This window comes from Mycobacterium sp. VKM Ac-1816D (assembly GCF_000416385.1).
Taxonomy (GTDB): Bacteria; Actinomycetota; Actinomycetes; order Mycobacteriales; family Mycobacteriaceae; genus Mycobacterium; species Mycobacterium neoaurum_A.
Genome location: NZ_AOHQ01000133.1, coordinates 38618 through 59067, shown reverse-complemented (window position 1 = coordinate 59067; position 20450 = coordinate 38618). Strand labels below are relative to the sequence as shown.

The following is a 20450-nucleotide window of genomic DNA, read 5'->3' as shown; positions in this document are numbered from 1 at the left end:
AATGCCGGTTTTCGCTTGCCGCGAACTACCCGGTACCCTCGGTACCGTGAACTTGCTCGAATGGCACGACCGGCCGATGACGACGCACTTCGGGCCGGCGTCTTGGCAGTCGCGGGTGCTGGGTGTGCTGACCGCGCTCACCCTTCGTCCCGTGCTCGGGTTGTCCACCCTGATCGGTCTGCTGGTCAACCGACTCTGGCCGGCTGGCCTGCAACGGGTGCATCTCGACGTCATCGACCGGCCGCTGCGGGCGATCTCCGCGCTGCCGGGCACCACGGTCACCCGCGAGGCGCTGCCGCACTGCCCGGCCGAATGGGTCAGCGCGCCCGCCGCCGGCACGTCCACCGATCTGATCATCTACTTCCACGGTTCGGCGCTGGTCACCCTCGGGCTGAACTCGCATCGCCGGTTCGTCTCCAAATTGTCGGCAGCCACCGGAGCCAAGGTGCTCAACGTCGGTTACCGCCTGGCACCCCAGGCCGCGATCGAAGAGGCCGTCGAGGACGGCGTGGATGCCTACCGGCGCGCCTTGGATCTCGGCTTCGCACCGAGCCGCATCGTGTTCGCCGGCGACTCGGCGGGCGGTCTCATCGCGGCCGACACCGCGCTGGCCGTGCGCGACGCCGGGCTCCCGGTGCCGGCCGGGCAGATCCTGTTGTCGGCGTTGACCTCTGCCGATATGGATCTGAAGTACCAGGCCCTCAAACAACATCGGGATGTGCTCTTCCCGTTCATGACGGTCAAGTTCATCTACGACGTCTTCGCGACGGTGAACGGCACCCGCCCGGTGCCGATCATGCCCGCCGAGGCCAACGCCCAAGGCCTGGGCCCGTTCCTGTTGCAGATCGGCACCAACGAGATGTTGCGCAACGACACCTTCGTGCTGGCCGATCAGCTGAAGGCCGCCGGGGTGCCGGTCTGGGTTCAGGTGTGGGACAAGGCCATGCACATGTTCCAGCTGACCTTCGACGTCAACCCCGACGCCCGCCGCGCCATCGACGAGATCGCCTCGTTCGTCGAACACGTCACCACCGAGGCCAGCAAGGCGGCCTGACCTGCGGCCCCAGTGGCCACTTATGGCACGCATTCTCGGCGGAACCGTGTCATAAGTGGCCACTCGGCAATGGGCCTAGTGCGCGAAGTGCCGGGCCCCGGTCAGGTACAACGTGATCCCGGCGGCTGTCGCGGCGGCGGTCACCTCGTCGTCGCGCACCGAGCCACCGGGGTGCACAACCGCTTTCACCCCGGCATCGATCAGCGTCTGCAACCCGTCGGGGAACGGGAAGAACGCGTCGGAGGAGGCCACCGCGCCCTTGGTGCGCTCCCCCGCCCGCTCGACTGCCAGCCGGGCGGCGTCCACCCGGTTGACCTGACCCATGCCGACCCCGACGGTGGCGCCGTCCTTGGCGATCACGATGGCATTGGACTTCACCGCCCGGCCGGCCCGCCAGGCGAAGACCAGATCGGCGAGCGTCTGGGGATCGGCGGCCGCACCGGTGGCCAGCGTCCAGTTGTTCGGATCGTCGCCCTCGGCGTCGAGGGCATCACGCTGCTGGACCAGCAGGCCGCCGCTGATCGGGCGCAATTCGGTGGCGGTGCCCTCGGGTTCACCCGCGACCAGGATGCGGATGTTCTTCTTCTTGGACAGCACCTCGACCGCGCCGGGCTCGTAGGCCGGTGCGACGATCACCTCGGTGAAGATATCGGCTACCGTCTCGGCCATCTGGACGCTCACGGTGGTGTTGGTGGCAATCACCCCGCCGAACGCCGAGAGCGGATCGCAGGCGTGTGCCTTGGCGTGCGCGTCGGCGACCGACGTCGTCGACACCGCGATGCCACACGGGTTGGCGTGCTTGATGATCGCCACGCAGGTCTGCTCGTGGTCGAATGCCGCGCGCCATGCCGCATCGGCATCGGTGTAGTTGTTGTAGGACATCTCCTTGCCGTGCAGCTGCTCGGCCTGGGCCAGACCCGGCCAGGCCGAGTCGTCCCGGTAGAGGGCCGCGCGCTGATGCGGGTTCTCGCCGTACCGCAGCACCGCGGTGCGCCGCGAGGTCGAGCCGACCCAGCGCGGGAGCGCGGACGCATCCGCCGTGCCTTCTTCGGGGGACAGCACCGAGACCATCCAGCTCGCCACCGCGACGTCGTATTCGGCGGTGTGCTGGAAGGCCAACGCGGCCAGCTTCTTCCGTTCGGCCAGGGTGAAGCCGCCGTCGCGGACCGCGGCCAGCACCCCGTCATAGCCGAGCGGGTCGACCACGACGGCCACGCTCGGGTGGTTCTTGGCCGCGGCACGCACCATCGACGGGCCGCCGATGTCGATCTGCTCGACGCACTCGTCGGGCACCGCGCCGGAGGCCACCGTCTCGCTGAACGGATACAGGTTCACCACCACCAGCTCGAACGGGGCGATCCCCAACTCGGCCAGCGCGCTCTCGTGCTCGGGCTTGCGCAGGTCGGCGAGCAGACCGGCGTGCACCTTGGGGTGCAGCGTCTTGACCCGGCCGTCGAGCACCTCGGGGAAGCCGGTGACGTCCTCGACCGGGGTCACCGGAACACCGGCGTCGGCAATGGTTTTCGCGGTCGAGCCCGTCGAGACGATGCTCACCCCCGCGGCGTGCAGCCCACGGGCGAGATCGGCCAGACCGGTCTTGTCGTACACACTGATCAACGCCCGCCGAATCGGCTTACGTTCGCTCATCCCAGGATTGCCTTTCGTCCGCTCCAGGTCAGGCCGCGCGTCGCCAGCGCGGCCAGCACGTCCACCAACAGCGCCCGTTCGGCGGTCTTGATGCGCTCGTGCAAGGTCTCTTCGGTGTCATCGTCGCGTACCGGTACCGCCTGCTGCGCCAGGATCGGCCCGGTGTCCACCCCGGAGTCCACCAGGTGCACGGTGCACCCGCTCACCCGCACCCCGTGCTCCAGGGCGTCGGCGACGGCGTGGGCGCCGGGAAAGGCGGGCAGCAATGCCGGATGGGTGTTGACCACCCGACCGTGGAAGCGCTGCAGGAACTGCGGTCCCAGGATCTTCATGAACCCGGCGCTGACCACCAGATCGGGCTCGTGCACGGCGACGGCCGCGGTGAGCGCGGCATCCCAGGCGCTTCTGTCGGCATGGTCGGCGAGGCGCAGCCGGAACGACGGGAGCCCGGCCTCACCGGCAATCTCCAGTGCCCGGCAGGTGCGGTCGGTCCCGACCGCGACCACGCGCGCCGGGTAGTCGCCGACCGCGGCCGCCATCAGTGCCTCGAGCAGGGAACCGGTACCCGACGCCAGCACCACCAGCCGAGCCGGTGCGCTGGGCGGCACTCGGAACGGTGGCTGCGGCACGCGCAGCAGCCTAGTCGTCCTGCTCGCGTCGCTTTTCGGCGACCACGTCGGGAATGTCGCCGTCGACCATGAAGTGTTCCTCCGGATCGAGCAGCGGGTCGTCATCACCGTGGACCGGCGCCTCGACGATCTCGGCGTCGAGATAGTCGGGCTCACCGAGCAGCACATCGTCATCGATCTCGGCGTCGATGATCACCTCGGCGTCGATCACATCGTCGGTGCGCTCGGAACGCCATTCGCTGTCGACGATGACCTCGGTGATCGCGTCCTCGTCAGCGGGCTCGGGTTCGGGAGCCGGAACGGGTTTCACCGGCCTGGGCCGCCGCGTCAGGCCCCCGGCCATGACCACGGTGAGACCGCCGATGACGGCGAACCACAGGAACACGGCCGGACCGAACGTGGTCTGGTCGACCCCGACGTCACCGAAGTTGCCCAGCCTCCCGCCGCCGGCATAACCGAGCAGTGCCATGGTTGCTGCCGCGGCCACCGCGGCGACGCCGAGCTTGGCCAAGGCGATCGGCCAGGGTGCGGGCCGGCGGGCGCATTGCTGACCCAACGCGACGGCCGCCACTGCCGCGACGATCAGCAGCGCCACCCAGATCGGGCCGAGCGGTGGAGTCGGCAACGCGGCCAGGACCGGTACCGCCGGGATGTCACCGCCCAGCACGGTGAACGAGCTGAACGTGGCCAGCCCGATGTGGGCACTGGACCCCACTGCCACGGCCGCGGTGCCCACCAGCACGTTCGGGATGTACAGAATCGACAGCAGGGCGAGGCTGAGCTGACCAAACAGCGAGTCGGTGATCCCGAAGAGGTCATGCATGGTTCCCCAGTGCACGACGATCGAACCGACGGCGACCACACCGCACAGTCCGAGCAGCGCGAGCACACCGGTTGCCGCGGCGCGCAGCGCCTCGGGCAGCCAGCGCGGCAGCCACGGCAGGCCGGCCAGTCGTCCGGTCATCGCGACGCCGATGAGCACACCGGACAGGTGCACCAGCAAGACCCCGGCGAAGGCACGCGACGCATCGGGGGTCTGCAACTGGGTGATGACCGAGGATGCGTCGTGGATCACGGCCAGCGCGATCGCCGCGATCAGCAACGGTCCGCCGAGCGCCGAGGCAGCCACCCAGCGGATGACGAACCACGACGACCTCGCCGAGGCGGCCGCCGTGGTGCGCGCGGTGGCCCACACCATCAGCAGCACCGGCAGCAGCGGCATCACGCCGAGCTCCCGGCCGCCGATCGACACCGGGACCTGGTGCACGCCGAGCCACATGCTGGCGATGGCGCCGAACGCGCCGGTCATATCGCTGTTGGCGATCAACAGCTGCAGCAGTGTGATCGCGGCGATGATGCCCAGCGCGGCAACCGACGGCCCGAACGCGACCCGCAGCAGGTCACGGGCCTGCCGAGTGCCGACCGATCGGTTTTCCACTAGCTGGGTCGCTCCTCGCACGCTGGTATCACGCATGCCTGATCCCCGCTGTCCGGGCACGCGACGCCCAGACTACGACGACGGCGGCCCGGATTGCGGCGTGGAGTCGGACTGCGCTGGGGGTGTCGGCGATTGGGTCGGCACCGCGCTGGTGGGAGCCGACGATCCCTGCTGTTGCGGTTGCCCGAAGGCCGGGAAGCCGGTGGGCGGGGTCGGCGGACCGGAGTGCCCACCCGCGGCGTGCGAATCGGTGTTGGCGTCGCTGTAGGAACCGGCCGAGCCGGCCCCGGAGAAACCACCGGTGGACGGGCCGCCGGGGTAGGAGCCGTACGGCGTCGGATAGCCCGGACGCTGCTGCGGCTGGCCGTACTGCTGCGGCTGACCCTGGGGTTGTCCCTGGGGTTGTCCGTAGCCGTAGGGCGGCTGACCGTACTGGCCATAGGGCTGCTCGTAGCGCGGCTTGGGCGCCGGCGGGGTGAGCACCTCGGCGTCGAACAGCAGTGCCGCGATCGCCGCACCGGCCTGGAACAGCGTGGTGGCGATGATCAGGTACAGCCCCCAGCCGATCGACAGCCCGGTCGGGGCGTTGATGACCTCGGAGAGCACCAGCAGGAAGGACAGCGTGGCCACGACGGCCACCAGTCCCGCCCGCGTCTTCTGCTTGGGCAGCAGCCCGATGCCGGCCAACAGCGCGGCCAGCACCGAGGCGGCGACGGCGAGACCGAGGCCCGGGGTGCTGCCGCTGGCGCTGCCGAACTGCGGGAAGTCGGAATTGCTGATGGTCAGCAGCGGTCCGAAGTTGAAGACGTAGGTGCCCAGACCGAACGCCGCCACCGCCGCGCTCAGGTACGCGGGCAGCTTGCTGGGTCCGGTCTGCTCGGGCTCCCCTACCTTGCCGAACTGCTGCGTCGGCGCGATGTACTGGTTGCCCTGCTGTGCAGGCGGATATCCGGGGCTACCGGGTGGGTAGGTCATGACTCTCCTGTGTGGGCGATTTCGACCCACGCTAGCGCACCGTGCTGGGAGCCGGCTCAGGCCGATACGAGCACCGGGCTGTCGGCGACCGCACTCTCGGAGGCCTCGATTTCGCGGACGAGCGGCAGCACTTTGGCGCCGAAGTACTCGATTTCCTCCTGGAAGTGGAGGAAACCGCCGAGGATCAGGTCGACACCGCGTTTGCGGTAGGCGGCGATGCGTTCGGCGATCTGTTCGGGGGTGCCGATCAGCTGAGTCCGGAATCCGTCGTTGTACTGGACCAGGTCCTCGAAGGAGGAATCGGCCCACATGCCCTTCTTGTCCCCGGTGGAGTTTCCGGCCTGCTGGACCGCCGAGCGGAATCCCTCGACGGCCGGCTTGTTGGCCTTGGCGATGATCTCCCGCAGGGTTTCCTTCGCTTCTTTCTCCGTGTCCCGCGCGATGATGAAACCGTTGAGGCCGACCTTGACCTCGCGACCGGCGTCGCGGGCGTGGTCGCGCACCTCGACGACCTGCTCGGTGATGCCGTCGAAATCCTTGCCGTTGGAGAAATACCAGTCCGCGTAGTAGCCGCCGTTGCGCCGGGCCGCGGTGGAGTTGCCGCCCTGGAACAGTTCCGGGTTGGGCCGCGCCGGGGTGTTCAGCGGCTTGGGCTTGAGGGTGAAATCGTGGATGCGGTAGAAATCGCCGCGGAAATCGACATCGTCCTCGGTCCATATCTTGCGCAGCACCTGCAGGAATTCCGCGCTGCGCCGGTAGCGCTCGTCGTGTTCGAGCCACGGCTCACCCAGGTGGGTGAATTCGTCCTTGAACCAGCCGGAGACGACGTTGACCGCGAATCGGCCGCCGGAGAGCTGATCGGCGGTGGCGCCGAGTTTGGCCAGCACCGCCGGTTGCCACAGCCCGGGGTGGACGGCCGCGATCACCTTGAGGCGCTCGGTGGCCAGCAACAACGCGAGGCTGAAGCTCGTCGACTCATGCTGGTATTCCGCCCCGTAGCTGGCCTCGTACCGGACCTGGGACAGCGCGTACTCGAAACCGTTGTTCTCCGCGGTCTGGGCCAACTTCTTGTTGTACTCGTAGTTCCAGTCGGTGCGCTGCTCGATATCACTGGTGACCAGGCCACCGCTGACGTTGGGCACCCAGTAGGCGAACGTGGTGTGATCGGCGATGCGTTCGGTCGTCATGGTTGCCATGGCAGCATTCCGCGCCGTCTCGCGTCACCGTTAAGGATCGTGGTGAGCGGAACATCAGGACCCCGGCCTTGCGCCAACGGACTAGAACACGTTCTAATTCTGACCATGGACTACGGGCTCGTTCTCTTCACCAGTGACCGCGGCATCGCCCCGGCAGCTGCGGCCAAGCTGGCCGATGACCACGGCTTCACCACCTTCTACGTGCCTGAGCACACGCACATCCCGATCAAGCGCCAGGCCGCACACCCCACCACCGGTGATGAATCGCTGCCCGACGACCGCTATATGCGCACCCTGGATCCGTGGGTGTCGCTGGGCACCGCCGCGGCGGTCACCAGCCGGGTGCGACTGTCCACCGCGGTCGCGCTGCCGGTCGAACACGATCCGATCACGCTGGCCAAGTCGATCGCGACGCTGGATCATCTCTCCGGCGGCCGGGTCAGCCTCGGTGTCGGATTCGGTTGGAATACCGACGAATTGGCCGATCACAAGGTCCCGCCGGGTCGCCGTCGCACCATGCTGCGCGAGTACCTGGAGGCGATGCGCGCGCTGTGGACGCAGGAGGAGGCGGAGTACGACGGCGAATTCGTCAACTTCGGCCCGTCCTGGGCGTGGCCCAAGCCGGTGCAGTCCCATATTCCGGTACTGGTCGGTGCGGCGGGCACCGAGAAGAACTTCAAGTGGATCGCCCGATCCGCCGACGGCTGGATCACCACCCCGCGCGATTTCACCATCGACGAGCCGGTCAAGTTGCTGCAGGACACCTGGGCCGCGGCCGACCGTGCCGGCGCCCCGCAGATCGTCGCGCTGGACTTCAAGCCCGATCCCGAAAAGCTGGCACACTGGCGCGATCTCGGCGTCACCGAGGTGTTGTTCGGCCTGCCGGACAAATCCGAGGCCGAGGTCGGCGCCTACGTGGAGCGGCTGGCCGGGAAGCTCGCGCAGCTGGTCTGAGCAGGCGGGTTCACGCCAGCGTGGCGTGGTTCTCCTTCTCCCCCGCGGTCACCGTGATCGCGGCACCGAGCGGGTCGCCGTCGGCCATCAGGGCGAGCAGATCCTCGTCGGTGGTCAGCGCCATGAACCGGCTGCCGTCGGCGTCGAGCCTGCCGATGATGACCCCGGTGGTCGTCGGCCAGTCGTAACGCACCGAGTACGTTTCGATCGTGCCGCGACCTTCGGGGTGCCGGGTGACCGCAACCATCGGCTGTTCGTCGATCCTGGACTGCAGTTCCCGGCTGCGGTCGGTACGCCAGTCGACCGGCACGGTCGAGTACACGCCGACCGAATATTTGCTCATCACACCGCCGTTGGCGCCGACGAGGCCGAATCGGCCCGGCTGCTCCCGGGCGCTGCACACCGTCTCGGCGATGCCGTGCAGGGAGTAGCTGTTGCCCGGGCCGCCGAAGAAGGGCAGCCCTCCGGTGAGGGTGAGGCCGCGCGGGTCGTCGGGCGCCAGTCCGGCCGAGTCGCACACCGAGAACACCGGGAAGGGGAAGCAGCTGTAGAGGTCGAAGGTGGATACCTCGGAAAGCTCCACCTCGGCCACGCGAAGCGCCTCTGCCACAGCCATTTCCGCCGAGAGACTGGCGCTCAGGTCGGCGCGGTCGAGCAGGGATTGTTCGACGAGGTCGGCATGACCGTGCAGGTATACCCACTTCTCCTCGGGCACCGACAGCCGGCGTGCGGCGGCCACCGACATCAACAGCACCGCGGCGCCCTGGTTCACCTGGTCGCGGGCCACCATCAGGCGCGGGTAAGGGTCACAGATCATCCGGTTTTCCGGTGTGACGGTGGCGAGTTCGTCCACGGTCCGTTCCACCGGTGATGACGCCAACGGGTTCTTGGCGGCGACCTCCGAGAACGGCGCGAAGAGCTCGGCCATCTGACGGCGGTAGTCGGCCACCGTGGCACCGATGCGCGCTCGGCGGGCGTTGTCCAGCAGTCCGTACTGCACGGGCGCACCCGTCAGACCGTGGGTGGCGGTGTACTCGTTCATGTACTGGTCGAATCCGTAGCCACGATCCTCCAGCTGGCCACCAATCGTCTCGGAGTGGTCCGGCTTGTCCTCGCGGCCCGCGAAATGGCGCAGTGTCGAACCGTTTTCGGATCCCAGCACCAGCACGACCTCGGCATCACCGGCGGCGATGACTCCGGCGAACTCGGTGGTCACCTTCTGCGATCCGTGCCCGCCGAGCGGTTCCAGCACCGCGCGGGCAGGGTCGGCGCCGATACGTGCGGCAACCGACCGCGGGTAGTTGTCCGAACAGCCCAGCGGCGCCTCGGAGAACGGCGTGCAGATCTCGAATTGGCGCAGCCCGACGAAGACCTCGATGGCGGCGGCGATGGTCGCCGAGTCCGCACCGGTGTCGGCCACCGCCGCCCGGGCCGCCTCGGTGGCCAACTCCACCGAGGACATCCCTCGGTAGCCGTCGTCATCGATGCGTTCGGTGAACTGTCCCACGCCGACGATCACCGGGGTACGCGGATCCACCATCACTGACCTCCTGGCAGGTGTTAGTTCGTCAGGCTAACCGATGCCGGATCGCCCACCTGGGCCGGAGGGGCCGCTTGACCCGGATGTCACTTAGTGACACTGTGGAGATGTCACTAAGTGACACGGAGGAGGTGAATCGCCATCGATGACAAGGCAGCGGTCGCGCGCCTGCGGGTCTCCCGGCACGCCGCGGCATTGTTCTGGGAACGGGGAGTCTCGGGCACCAGCGGTGACGACATCGCCGCAGCGGCGAACCTGTCCACCCGCACCATCTGGCGGTACTTCCGCTCGAAGGAGGCGTGCGTCGAGCCGTTGCTCGCCAAGTCCGCGCACCGTTTCATCGGGGTATTGGACCGCTGGCCTGCCGAACTGTCGCTGGGACAACACATGCGGGCCGACGCGATCGCCCACCCGTTCTCCGAACAGGATCTCGCCGACGAGACGGCGGCGATGCGCATCGCGGCCATGTCGGCGACCGAACCCGCCTTGCGCACCGCGTATCTCATGGTGCACGACGAGATGGAGCGCGGGTTCATCCCGGTGATCGCCAAACGGCTCGACCTGCCCGCCCAGGATCTGACGGTGCGGCTGTGCGCGGCCGCCACCACCGCGGCATTGCGGGTGGTCGACGAGGACGTCAGCACCGCCGTCGTCGTGGACGGACGCACCTTCGAAAGCCAGGACATATTGACGCTGATCGACCGCGCCGTCCTCGATGCGACCAACGGACGCATCGGCGCACCGGTCAGCACCTAGAAAGGAACCCGTGGCCCACCACAGCACCGAAACCGCACTCCCGCCGCGCATCTCGGTGGAGCAGTTCTTCAATCCGCCGGAACGTGCCGGTGCCACCATCTCCCCCGACGGAACCCGGATCGCCTACCTGGCGCCCTGGCGCAACCGCCTCAACATCTGGGTGCAGGATCTCGACGGCGCCCTCGAGCCGCGCTGCGTCACCGCCGACGACGTCCGCAGTGTCTACCTCTACAGCTGGACCCACGACTCGCGGCACCTGTTGTACATGCAGGACAGCGGTGGGGACGAGAACTGGCACCTGCACCGTGTCGATCTCGACGACCCCGGCAGCGCCGCAGTCGATCTCACGCCCTTCCCGAACACCCGGGTCAGCTACGAACTGCTCAAGACCCGACCGGGAAAGGCCGTCGTGCAGCACAACGCACGCAATCCCGAGCTGGTCGATGCCTACGAACTGGATATCGCCACGGGCGAACTCACCATGATCGCCGAGAATCCCGGTAATGCCATCGGGTGGGTCACCGGCCCCAATGGAGACCTGTTCACCAACACCCTCACTGTCGCCGGCGACGTCGAGATCTCCCGGTGGGATCCGGACACGCACACCCTGCGGCCGATCAAGCTGTACGACGGGCGCGACTATCCGCTGGGTATTCACCCGATCGCGCCCACGCCCGACGGCACCGGAATCTGGCTGGGTTCCTACGCCGGCGGCGACAGGATGCGGCTGATGCGGTTGGACGTCGCCACCGGCACCGAGACCGAGGTGGACAGCCACCCCCGGTTCGATCTCGGGGCACAGCTCATGTTGCCGTCCCCATTCATCCTCAGTGAACAGACCGGTGAGCTGATCGGCGCACGCTATTACGGTGAGCGACAGGTGATTCACGCGCTGGATCCCGACTTCGGCGAGGTGCTCGACAGGCTGACCGGCCTCTCCGACGGTGACCTGTCCACCATCTCCTGCGATGACAGCGGGCAACGGTGGGTGGTCAGCTTCCAGCACGACCGCGAGCCGGGCGTCACCTATTTCTATGACCGCAGCACCGACGAGAGCCGGCTGCTGTTCCGGCCGTACCCGAACCTCGACCCCGCCGGGTTGGCACCGATGCAGCCCGTGGGCCTGAAGTCCCGCGACGGACTCGACCTGCACGGGTACCTGACCCTGCCGGTCGGGGTGGAGCCGAGCGGACTGCCGATGGTGCTGCTCGTGCACGGCGGTCCGTGGGCGCGTGATGTGTGGTCCTATCAGCCCGATGTTCAGGTGCTCGCCAATCGCGGGTACGCGGTGCTGCAGATCAACTTCCGCGGTTCGACCGGATACGGAAAGTCGTTCACCCAGGCCGCGATCGGCGAGTTCGCCGGCCGGATGCACAATGACCTGATCGACGCGGTCGACTGGGCCGTCGAGCAGGGGTACGCCGACCGCGACCGGGTCGCCATCTTCGGTGGGTCCTACGGCGGCTACGCGGCTCTGGTCGGGGTCACCTTCACTCCGGACGTGTTCGCCGCCGCCATCGACTACGTCGGCATCTCCAACCTTGCCAACTTCATGAAGACCCTACCCAACGTCGGCAGGCGCTTCCTGGCCACCAACTGGCATCTGTACGTGGGTGATCCGTCGGATCCGCAGGCCGAGGCCGATATGCTGGCCCGCTCCCCGATCACCCGGGTGGACCAGATCCGCACCCCGCTGCTGGTGGTGCAGGGCGCCAACGACTCTCGCGTCGTACAGGCCGAGTCCGACAACATGGTCGCGGCCTTGCGTGCCCGCGGCGTCGAGGTGGAGTACATGGTCAAGGAGGACGAGGGGCACGGCTTCGTCAACCCGGACAACAGCATCGACATGTACCACGCCGTGGAGCGGTTCCTGGCCGAGCACCTGTGACGTCGGGTCGCCGAGACTACGGTTTGTCCTGGGAAGGCGGCCATTTCGCACCAAGAACCGTAGTCTCGGCGCACGTGCACGAGAAAGGCCCCCGCGAATCCACGCGGGGGCCTTCTCATGTATGGCTGTTACAGCTTGTTGAACAGCTCGCGTGCCTTGGCGGCGGTCTCCGACGGCGTCTTGCCGACGGCCACACCCGCGGCCTCGAGGGCCTCCTGCTTACCGGCCGCGGTACCCGCACCGTCGGAGACGATGGCGCCGGCGTGGCCCATGGTCTTGCCCTCGGGAGCGGTGAAGCCCGCGACGTAGCCGACGACCGGCTTGGTGACGTTGGCCTTGATGTAGGCGGCGGCCTTCTCCTCGGCGTCGCCACCGATCTCACCGATCATCACGATCAGCTTGGTCTCGGGATCCTTCTCGAACGCCTCGAGGGCGTCGATGTGGGTGGTGCCGATGACCGGGTCGCCGCCGATGCCGATGGCGGTCGAGAAGCCGAGATCGCGCAGTTCGTACATCATCTGATAGGTCAGGGTGCCGGACTTGGAGACCAGTCCGATCGGGCCCTTGCCGGTGATGTTGTTCGGCGTGATGCCGACCAGCGACTCACCGGGGGTGATGATGCCGGGGCAGTTCGGACCGATGATCCGGGTCTTCTGGCCCTTCTCGACGTTGTAGGCCCACGCATAGGCGCTGTCCTGCACCGGGATTCCCTCGGTGATGACGACCAGCAGCGGGATCTCGGCGTCGATGGCCTCGATGATGGCGTCCTTGGAGAACGCCGGCGGCACGAAGGCGATCGACACGTCGGCGCCGGTCTCCTTCATGGCCTCGGCGACCGAACCGAAGACGGGGATTTCGACGTCCTTGCCATCTTTATCTTGGTGCTGGACTTTAGTGCCGGCCTTGCGGGCGTTGACGCCGCCGACGATCTGGGTACCGGCCTTGAGCATCAGCTTGGTGTGCTTGGTGCCCTCACCGCCGGTGATGCCCTGGACGATGACCTTGCTGTCCTTGTTCAGGAAGATAGACATTCTTGTTGGCTCCCTTACTTGTTGGCCAGCTCGGCGGCCTTGTCGGCGCCGGCGTCCATGGTTTCGGCCTGTACGACCAGCGGATGATTGGCTTCGGCCAGGATGCGGCGACCCTCGTCGACGTTATTGCCGTCGAGACGCACGACCAGCGGCTTGTTGGCCTCGTCGCCGAGGATCTCCAGCGCCTTCACGATGCCGTTGGCGACGGCGTCACACGAGGTGATGCCACCGAAGACGTTGACGAACACGCTCTTGACCTGGCTGTCGCCGAGGATCACATCCAGACCGTTGGCCATCACCTCGGCCGAGGCGCCGCCGCCGATGTCGAGGAAGTTGGCGGGCTTCACGCCGCCGTGCTTCTCACCGGCGTAGGCGACGACGTCGAGGGTCGACATGACCAGACCCGCACCGTTGCCGATGATGCCGACCTCACCGTCGAGCTTGACGTAGTTGAGGTCGTTCTCCTTGGCCTTGAGCTCGAGGGGATCGGTGGCGTCCTTGTCCTCGAACTCGGCGTGGCCGGGCTGGCGGAAGTCGGCGTTGGCGTCGAGGGTGACCTTGCCGTCCAGCGCCAGGATCTGATCGTCGGGGGTACGCACCAGCGGGTTGACCTCCACCAGGGTGGCGTCCTCGCCGACGAACACCTCCCAGAGCTTCTGGATGGTGACGGCGGCGGCATCGAGCACCTCGGCGGGCAGGTGGCCCTTCTCGGCGATCTCGCGAGCGAAGGCCAGATCGACGCCCTTGACGGCGTCGACGGGAACCTTGGCCAGCCGGTCGGGCTTGGTCGCGGCGACCTCTTCGATCTCCATGCCGCCCTCGACCGAGCACATGGCCAGGTAGGTGCGGTTGGAGCGGTCCAGCAGGAAGGAGATGTAGTACTCCTCGGCGATGTCGCTGGCCTCGGCGACCAACAGCTTCTTCACGACATGGCCCTTGATGTCCAGGCCCAAGATGTTGTTGGCGTGCTCCAGCGCGTCGGCGGGGGTGGCCGCGTACTTCACGCCGCCGGCCTTACCGCGGCCGCCGACCTTCACCTGAGCCTTGACCATGACCGGCTTGCCGATCTCCTCGGCGATCGCCTTGGCGTCCTCGGCGGACTCGGTGACCCGGCCCGGCGTGGTCGGTACGTTGTGCTTGGCGAAGAGTTCCTTCGCCTGGTACTCGAACAGATCCATGAGTTTCCTAAAAGGGTGTCTGTCTAGGTGACGTTTCGAACTGACTTCACAGGTAGTGGGCCGGACAGACCGATGGCCGTGACTGGCTCGCTGGCACTGTATCCACCCGCCCGGCAGGCGCCCGCACCGCCCACCGTTCATGTGGTACATCTCACCGAGGCCCATTGGTGATACAAGTCACATTGCCGCTGGGAATGAGCTCATAAGTTGCCACCAACATTGGAATTTGGTTAACGTGCCTCTTGGTCTCGGTAACGGTCAGGTCACGGCGCTAAGGAATTTTCAGGTTGGCTGAGCACAGTTCGTCTCGATCCCTCCGGGGAGCAGCGACGAAGGGGCGGCAAAGCCCCGAGCGGCCAGAGAACCCGGCAGCGGTCACCGACATCATCCCTTTCAACGAGTTCGGCGATCTGTGCGAACTCGACTTCCGGGACAGCTCCGCGTTCGACAAGGAACAGCGCGTGATCGCCGCCCCCGAACTCGATGACCTGCACGACACCGACGACCTGGTCCCCCTGCGACTGGTCATCCCCAGCGAATTCCAGGCCGCCGGCGAGCCCTCGTCGCACGCCTACCGCGACAGCCACACCGACCTCAGTGACGGCACCGCGCTGACCGATGTCATCGACATGCGGGCACACCGCACCGGCGGGGCGCACCGTAAGCAGACCGTGGGTGCGGTCAAGAGCCGGTTGATGATCGCCGCCATGGCCGCCGGAGCGACCGCCTCGGGCGCTTACTCGCTGTCCACGGCAAACGACGTGACTCCCGCGCCGGATACCGTGCTCGCCGCCGACGGCACCCTCATCGAGGGCGCCTCGATCACCGGATCGGCCGACGGCGTGCAGATCATCGCCGTGCAGCCGGTGGCCTCGTCGGCGGTGCATGCCGAGGAGATCAGCAAGGCCGCCGCCTTCGCCCAGGAGCGCGCCGATCGCGAGGCCCGGCTGACCCGGCCCATGTTCGTGATGCCCACCAAGGGCGTGTGGACGTCCGGCTTCGGATACCGCTGGGGTGTGCTGCACGGTGGTATCGACATCGCCGGTCCGATCGGTACGCCGATCCTGGCCGCCAGCGATGGCGTGGTCGTCGACGTCGGGCCGGCCGCCGGTTACGGTGCGCTGGTCAAGCTGCGCCATTCCGACGGCACCGTGACGCTGTACGGACACATCAACACCTGGCTGGTCAGCAAGGGCCAGCGCGTGATGGCCGGCGACCAGATCGCCACCATGGGCAACCGCGGCAACTCCACCGGTCCGCACCTGCACTTCGAGGTGCTGATGAACGGTTCCAACCGGATCGATCCGGTGCCGTGGCTGGCTCAGCGCGGGCTCTCCCCCGGCAATTACGTCGGGTAACTACCTTGGTGGGGTGACGGCAGAACCTCCGGTGCCACCCGCCGAACAACCCCGCATCATCCGTCGGCACCCGACGGGTTCCTTCCCCGCGCTCACCCCCGATCCCGGTGAGGACCGCACATCGCTGGTCCCGGCGGCGACCGACACCACACAGACCACCTACATTCCGCGACCGATCCCGGTGGCGGTCCCCGGGCGACCGGCCGCCGGGCCCGCCACCGCGATCTCAGCCGCCATTGCGAGCATCCTCAGCGGGTGGGCCACCGCGGTCATCGCCACCGACCTGATCGCCGGCTGGTGGAACACCGATCTGCTGTTCTGCATCGCGATCGGATTCCTGACCGCGATCTCGGCGGGCGCCGGTATCGCCGGGTTGATCGCCCTGCTGCTGCAGCGCCGGATGGGTCGACTGCTGATCATCGTCGGGGCGGCCATCGGGCTGCTCATCTTCGGCAGCCTGTTCCTGGCCGGGGCCAAACTGCACCCGGTGGTGTTCGCGATGCCGGTGCTGCCGCTGGCGACGGTGGTACTGACGCTGTTGCCCGCGACTCGCCGGTGGTCTCGAGGACCGGGTCGTTAGAGCTTCTGCACCGGCGCGTGATTGTGCATCAACTTGACCCGGCCGGCACTGCCGAAGTCGATCAGCGACATCGCCGATTCGCCCATCCCCGACACCTCTTCGACGCGGCCCAGTCCGTACTTGTCGTGGTTGACGCGGTCGCCGGGTTCCAACGTGATGATCGTGCGGTTGCGCGCCTTCCCCGGTGCGGGACGGGCGTTCTCGGCGAAGCGGCCGACGCGCGGCGCGCTGAGCGCTGCAGACGGCGCCTCCACCCGACGCCAGTTGATCAGGTCCTCGGGGATCTCGCGCAGGAACCGGGACTCGGGGTTGAGCATCGGCTGGCCCCATGACGAGCGCACCTTGGCACGGCTCAGATACAACCGCTGCCGGGCCCGGGTGATACCCACGTAGGCCAGCCGGCGTTCCTCGCTGAGCTCGGTGGGGTCGCCGAGTGCCCGCATGTGCGGGAACATGCCGTCCTCCCAGCCGATCACGAAGACCACCGGGAACTCCAGACCCTTGGCGGTGTGCAGCGTCATCATGGTGACCACGCCGGAACCGTGCTCGGGGATCTCGTCGGCGTCGGCCACCAGCGAGACCCGTTCCAGGAACTGCGCCAGCACCCCGGTGTCGGGGATGTCCTCGTCGTGGTCTTCCTCTTCGTCCAACGCCTGCCGGTTGGCCAGGTCGATGCTGAATTCGTGGGCGACGCTGACGAGCTCGTTCAGGTTGTCCAGCCTGGCCAGATCCTGCGGGTCACTGGATGATTCGAGCTCACGTCGGTAGCCGGTGCGCTCCAGCACCGCCTCGACGAGGTCGCCGAGTTCGCCGTCGAGTTGGCCGCGCAGCTGGTCGAGCAGTTTCACGAAGGACGCGATCGCCTTCTCCGAGCGGGTGTTGAGCATCGGCACCCGGCCCTCCGCGGCCGCCTGCAACGCATCGTTGAAGCTTCCACCGCTGTTCTCGGCGTACACCGCGACGCACGCCTCCGCGCGGTCCCCGATTCCCCGCCGCGGGGTGTTCAGGATACGACGCATGCTCACCGAATCCCCCGGGTTGTCGAGCACCCGCAGGTAGGCGACGATATCGCGAATTTCCTTGCGCTCGTAGAACCGAACGCCGCCGACCACCTTGTACGGGATGCCTGAGCGGATGAAGACTTCTTCCAGCGCGCGGGAGGAGTTGTTGGTGCGGTAGAAGACCGCGACGTCGTTGTAGGAGATGTTCTCCTGATCGGCCAGCGCATCGATCTCGCCCGCGACGAACCGGGCCTCGTCGTGCTCGTTGTCCGCGACGTAGCCGACGATCAGCTCTCCCTCACCGGAGTCGGTCCACAGTCGCTTCTCACGGCGGCCGGTGTTGCGGGCGATCACGGCATTGGCGGCGTTCAGGATCGTCTGCGTCGATCGGTAGTTCTGTTCCAGCAGAATCGTTCTGGCGTTGGGATAGTCGCGCTCGAAGTCCTCGATATTGCGGATGGTGGCGCCACGGAACGCGTAGATCGACTGGTCGGCATCACCCACCACACACAGCTCCGAGGGAGGCACCCCGGCCGGATCATCGGAGTGTGTCTCGACCCCGACGAGCTCACGCACCAACACGTACTGCGCGTGGTTGGTGTCCTGGTACTCGTCGACGAGGATGTGCCGGAACCGGCGCCGGTAGTACTGGGCGATCTGCGGGAAGGCCTGCAGCACGGCCACCGTCTCGCCGATCAGATCATCGAAGTCCAGGGCGTTGGCAGCCCGCAGCCGGCGCTGGTATTCGCCGAACACCGAGGCGATGGTCTTGGACATGTCATCGGAGCTGTCGGTCAGGTCGGCGAGCGCCTGGTCGGGATCGATCAGCTCGTTCTTGAGGTTGGAGATGCCGTTGGCCAGCAACCGCGGGGTGTAGCGCTTGGTGTCCAGGCCCATGTCCTTGGCGATCATCATGAGCAGCCGGCGCGAGTCGTCGGAGTCGTAGATCGAGAAGTTCGAGTTCAGCCCGGGCAGCAGTGAGGCCTGGTTACGCAGGATGCGCACGCACGTGGAGTGGAAGGTGGACACCCACATGTTGCGGGCCCGCGGGCCGATCAACCCGACGACGCGTTCGCGCATCTCGGCGGCGGCCTTGTTGGTGAAGGTGATGGCGAGCACCTGCCCGACACCGACGTCACGGGCGGCCAGCAGGTAGGCGATGCGCCGGGTGAGCACCGCCGTCTTACCCGATCCCGCGCCGGCCACGATGAGCAGCGGGGATCCTTCGTGCAGGACAGCTTGGCGCTGCTGCGGGTTGAGCCCGTCGAGCAGTTGTTCGGTATCAGAACCCTGGGCCGGCGCGTCAAAAAGAGATGTCATTTCGGTCTCGAATCTACCGCCGACAGGTGACATCCCGGTGACCCGCCTTTGCACGGAATCTGCGCCGGGTGGCACACTCGGATCGTGTTACCCGAGCCCGCCGCCGATATCGACGAACTGCGCCTGGAGATCGACCGCCTCGACGCGGAAATCCTGGCTGCGGTGAAGCGCCGCGCCGAGGTTTCGCGCCTCATCGGCAAGGCGCGGATGGCCTCCGGCGGCACCCGGCTGGTGCACAGCCGCGAGATGAAGGTCATCGAGCGCTACAGCGAGCTCGGCCCCGAGGGCAAGGACCTGGCCATGCTGCTGTTGCGCCTGGGTCGCGGCCGCCTCGGCCACTAGTCACCCCACGATTTCGGCGCGGAAACGCTCGGTCAGCGAGCGTTTCCGCGCCGAAATCGTCAGGACGTGAAGGCGATGTACTTGGTCTCCAGGTACTCCTCGATACCCTCCGAGCCGCCCTCGCGGCCGAACCCGGACTCCTTGATCCCGCCGAACGGCGCCGCGGCATCCGAGATGACCCCGCGGTTGACGCCCACCATGCCCGCCTCGACGGACTCCGCGACGCGCAGCGCGCGATCGAGAGACTGGGTGTAGATGTAGGACGCCAACCCGTACTCGGTGTTGTTGGCCGCGGCGATACCTTCCTCCTCGGTATCGAAGCCGGTGATCGGCGCGACGGGCCCGAACACCTCCTCCTTGAGGATGCGGGCGTCGGCCGGGACGTCGGCCAGCACGGTGGCCGGGTAGAAGTGTCCGGGACCGTCCGGGGCCACTCCGCCGACGGCCACCTCGGCGCCGCGGGACACGGCGTCGGAGACCAGGTCGGCGACGATGCCGAGTTGTTTGGCCGAGATCAGCGGGCCCAATGTCGAGGACTCCTCAAGACCGTTGCCCAACGAGTATTCGCTCATCCGCTTGACCAGCTTCTCGGTGAACTCCGCGCGCACCGCATTGGCGACGTGGAACCGGTTGGCCGCGGTGCACGCCTCGCCGCCGTTGCGCATCTTTGCCAGCAACGCACCCTCCACGGCGGCATCGACGTCGGCATCGTCGAACACCACGAACGGGGCGTTGCCACCGAGTTCCATCGAGGTGCGCAACAGCTTGTCGCTGGACTGTTTCACCAGTGCCTTGCCGACCCCGGTCGAGCCGGTGAAGGTCAGCTTGCGCAGCCGGCCGTCGTCGATCAGCGCTGCGGTCAGATCACCGGGCTTGGTGGTCGGCAGCACCGAGAGCACCCCCTTGGGCAGGCCGGCCTCGTCGATCAGCTTGGCCAGCAGCAGCATCGTCAGCGGGGTCTCCTGCGCCGGTTTGACCAGCATGGTGCAACCGGCCGCGAGTGCGGGGCCGATCTTGCGGGTGCCCATCGCCAATGGGAAGTTCCACGGCGTGATGGCGTAACACGGGCCCACCGGCATCTTGGTCACCAGGATGCGCCCGGTGCCCGCCGGGCTGTGGGTGTAGCGCCCGTCGATGCGGACGGCTTCCTCGGCGAACCAACGGAAGAACTCCGAACCGTACTTCACCTCGCCGCGGCTCTCGGCCAGCACCTTCCCCATCTCCAGGGTCATCAGCATGGCGAGGTCTTCGCTTCGCGCGGTAAGGGTTTCGAACACCGAGCGCAGGATCTCGCCGCGTTCGCGCGCCGGGGTGGCGGCCCAGTCGGCCTGCACGGCGGTGGCGGCATCGAGCGCGGCGATCCCATCTTCGGGCGTCGCATCGGCCACCGAGGTGATCACCTCGTCGGTCGCGGGGTTGAGCACGTCGAACTTCTGGGATGAAGCCGAGCCCCGCTCGTCACCACCGATCCACAGACCGGTGGGCACGGATGAAATCAACTCTTCAATGCGCATACATCCATCATGTACACCCTCGATCCCGACGCCGCACTAAGGTCGGAAG

17 protein-coding genes are annotated in these 20450 nt (G+C 67.2%); 7 read left to right on the top strand and 10 right to left on the bottom strand.

What is annotated here, in order from left to right; translation table 11 throughout:
- Window positions 1-46: 46 nt before the first annotated feature.
- Window positions 47-1054: an alpha/beta hydrolase gene (locus G154_RS12770; protein WP_023986220.1), complete on the top strand. Its 1008-nt coding sequence runs from the start codon at window positions 47-49 to the stop codon at window positions 1052-1054.
- Window positions 1055-1129: 75 nt separating this feature from the next.
- Here G154_RS12770 and purH read toward each other — a convergent pair whose 3' ends face one another.
- The 5 genes from purH to sfnG all read right to left on the bottom strand — a co-directional run bounded on the left by purH (window position 1130) and on the right by sfnG (window position 6930).
- Complete coding sequence (gene purH, locus G154_RS12765) at window positions 1130-2701, bottom strand: bifunctional phosphoribosylaminoimidazolecarboxamide formyltransferase/IMP cyclohydrolase (RefSeq protein ID WP_019510404.1); 1572 nt, start codon at window positions 2699-2701, stop codon at window positions 1130-1132.
- Complete coding sequence (purN, locus tag G154_RS12760; RefSeq protein ID WP_031601673.1) at window positions 2698-3330, bottom strand: phosphoribosylglycinamide formyltransferase; 633 nt, start codon at window positions 3328-3330, stop codon at window positions 2698-2700. The genes purH and purN overlap by 4 nt, the downstream gene beginning before the upstream one ends.
- A gap of 10 nt (window positions 3331-3340) precedes the next feature.
- On the bottom strand, window positions 3341-4768 hold the full coding sequence (locus G154_RS12755; protein ID WP_019510402.1) for a DUF6350 family protein: 1428 nt from the start codon (window positions 4766-4768) through the stop codon (window positions 3341-3343).
- A 72-nt stretch (window positions 4769-4840) separates the two neighbouring features.
- The gene (locus tag G154_RS12750; protein WP_019510401.1) at window positions 4841-5743 is read right to left on the bottom strand and encodes a DUF5336 domain-containing protein; all 903 of its coding nucleotides are present in this window, start codon (window positions 5741-5743) and stop codon (window positions 4841-4843) included.
- A 56-nt stretch (window positions 5744-5799) separates the two neighbouring features.
- Window positions 5800-6930 (bottom strand): dimethylsulfone monooxygenase SfnG, encoded by a 1131-nt coding sequence (gene sfnG, locus G154_RS12745; RefSeq protein ID WP_023986221.1) that lies wholly within the window; start codon window positions 6928-6930, stop codon window positions 5800-5802.
- A 114-nt stretch (window positions 6931-7044) separates the two neighbouring features.
- Here sfnG and G154_RS12740 point away from each other — a divergent pair, with 114 nt between their 5' ends.
- On the top strand, window positions 7045-7893 hold the full coding sequence (locus G154_RS12740) for an LLM class F420-dependent oxidoreductase (protein ID WP_019510399.1): 849 nt from the start codon (window positions 7045-7047) through the stop codon (window positions 7891-7893).
- 10 nt (window positions 7894-7903) lie between these two features.
- On the opposite strand, the gene G154_RS12735 is transcribed toward G154_RS12740, so the two are convergent.
- The gene (locus G154_RS12735) at window positions 7904-9436 is read right to left on the bottom strand and encodes an acetyl-CoA acetyltransferase (RefSeq protein ID WP_019510398.1); all 1533 of its coding nucleotides are present in this window, start codon (window positions 9434-9436) and stop codon (window positions 7904-7906) included.
- A gap of 132 nt (window positions 9437-9568) precedes the next feature.
- Here G154_RS12735 and G154_RS12730 point away from each other — a divergent pair, with 132 nt between their 5' ends.
- Window positions 9569-10189 carry a TetR/AcrR family transcriptional regulator gene (locus G154_RS12730; protein ID WP_031601674.1) on the top strand — a complete coding sequence of 207 codons (621 nt, stop codon included), beginning with the start codon at window positions 9569-9571 and terminating at the stop codon, window positions 10187-10189.
- Between the two features lie 10 nt (window positions 10190-10199).
- Window positions 10200-12077, top strand: coding sequence for a S9 family peptidase (locus tag G154_RS12725; RefSeq protein WP_019510396.1), 1878 nt, complete (start codon window positions 10200-10202; stop codon window positions 12075-12077).
- A 128-nt stretch (window positions 12078-12205) separates the two neighbouring features.
- Here G154_RS12725 and sucD read toward each other — a convergent pair whose 3' ends face one another.
- Together sucD and sucC are read right to left on the bottom strand one after the other, a co-directional pair.
- Window positions 12206-13108: a succinate--CoA ligase subunit alpha gene (gene sucD / locus G154_RS12720; protein ID WP_019510395.1), complete on the bottom strand. Its 903-nt coding sequence runs from the start codon at window positions 13106-13108 to the stop codon at window positions 12206-12208.
- Between the two features lie 14 nt (window positions 13109-13122).
- Window positions 13123-14286, bottom strand: coding sequence for an ADP-forming succinate--CoA ligase subunit beta (gene sucC / locus G154_RS12715; protein WP_019510394.1), 1164 nt, complete (start codon window positions 14284-14286; stop codon window positions 13123-13125).
- Window positions 14287-14573: 287 nt separating this feature from the next.
- Here sucC and G154_RS12710 point away from each other — a divergent pair, with 287 nt between their 5' ends.
- Both G154_RS12710 and G154_RS12705 read left to right on the top strand, forming a co-directional pair.
- Window positions 14574-15644 carry a M23 family metallopeptidase gene (locus G154_RS12710; protein WP_019510393.1) on the top strand — a complete coding sequence of 357 codons (1071 nt, stop codon included), beginning with the start codon at window positions 14574-14576 and terminating at the stop codon, window positions 15642-15644.
- Between the two features lie 13 nt (window positions 15645-15657).
- Window positions 15658-16224, top strand: a complete 567-nt coding sequence (locus tag G154_RS12705; protein ID WP_023986223.1) for a hypothetical protein — start codon at window positions 15658-15660, stop codon at window positions 16222-16224.
- On the opposite strand, the gene pcrA is transcribed toward G154_RS12705, so the two are convergent.
- Window positions 16221-18545, bottom strand: a complete 2325-nt coding sequence (gene pcrA, locus G154_RS12700; RefSeq protein WP_019510391.1) for a DNA helicase PcrA — start codon at window positions 18543-18545, stop codon at window positions 16221-16223. The two genes, G154_RS12705 and pcrA, sit on opposite strands and share 4 nt — an antisense overlap.
- An 84-nt stretch (window positions 18546-18629) precedes the next feature.
- Here pcrA and G154_RS12695 point away from each other — a divergent pair, with 84 nt between their 5' ends.
- On the top strand, window positions 18630-18887 hold the full coding sequence (locus G154_RS12695; protein WP_019510390.1) for a chorismate mutase: 258 nt from the start codon (window positions 18630-18632) through the stop codon (window positions 18885-18887).
- 59 nt (window positions 18888-18946) lie between these two features.
- On the opposite strand, the gene G154_RS12690 is transcribed toward G154_RS12695, so the two are convergent.
- The gene (locus G154_RS12690) at window positions 18947-20401 is read right to left on the bottom strand and encodes an NAD-dependent succinate-semialdehyde dehydrogenase (protein WP_023986225.1); all 1455 of its coding nucleotides are present in this window, start codon (window positions 20399-20401) and stop codon (window positions 18947-18949) included.
- Between the last annotated feature and the right edge of the window lie 49 nt (window positions 20402-20450).

What these genes read in the sequence shown, in the direction of transcription:
- purH (WP_019510404.1), bottom strand. Translation starts at nt 2,701, where the DNA reads ATGAGCGAACGTAAGCCGATTCGGCGGGCGTTGATCAGTGTGTACGAC.
- G154_RS12750 (WP_019510401.1), bottom strand. Translation starts at nt 5,743, where the DNA reads ATGACCTACCCACCCGGTAGCCCCGGATATCCGCCTGCACAGCAGGGC.
- sfnG (WP_023986221.1), bottom strand. Translation starts at nt 6,930, where the DNA reads ATGACGACCGAACGCATCGCCGATCACACCACGTTCGCCTACTGGGTG.
- G154_RS12740 (WP_019510399.1), top strand. Translation starts at nt 7,045, where the DNA reads ATGGACTACGGGCTCGTTCTCTTCACCAGTGACCGCGGCATCGCCCCG.
- sucD (WP_019510395.1), bottom strand. Translation starts at nt 13,108, where the DNA reads ATGTCTATCTTCCTGAACAAGGACAGCAAGGTCATCGTCCAGGGCATC.
- sucC (WP_019510394.1), bottom strand. Translation starts at nt 14,286, where the DNA reads ATGGATCTGTTCGAGTACCAGGCGAAGGAACTCTTCGCCAAGCACAAC.
- pcrA (WP_019510391.1), bottom strand. Translation starts at nt 18,545, where the DNA reads ATGACATCTCTTTTTGACGCGCCGGCCCAGGGTTCTGATACCGAACAA.
- G154_RS12690 (WP_023986225.1), bottom strand. Translation starts at nt 20,401, where the DNA reads ATGCGCATTGAAGAGTTGATTTCATCCGTGCCCACCGGTCTGTGGATC.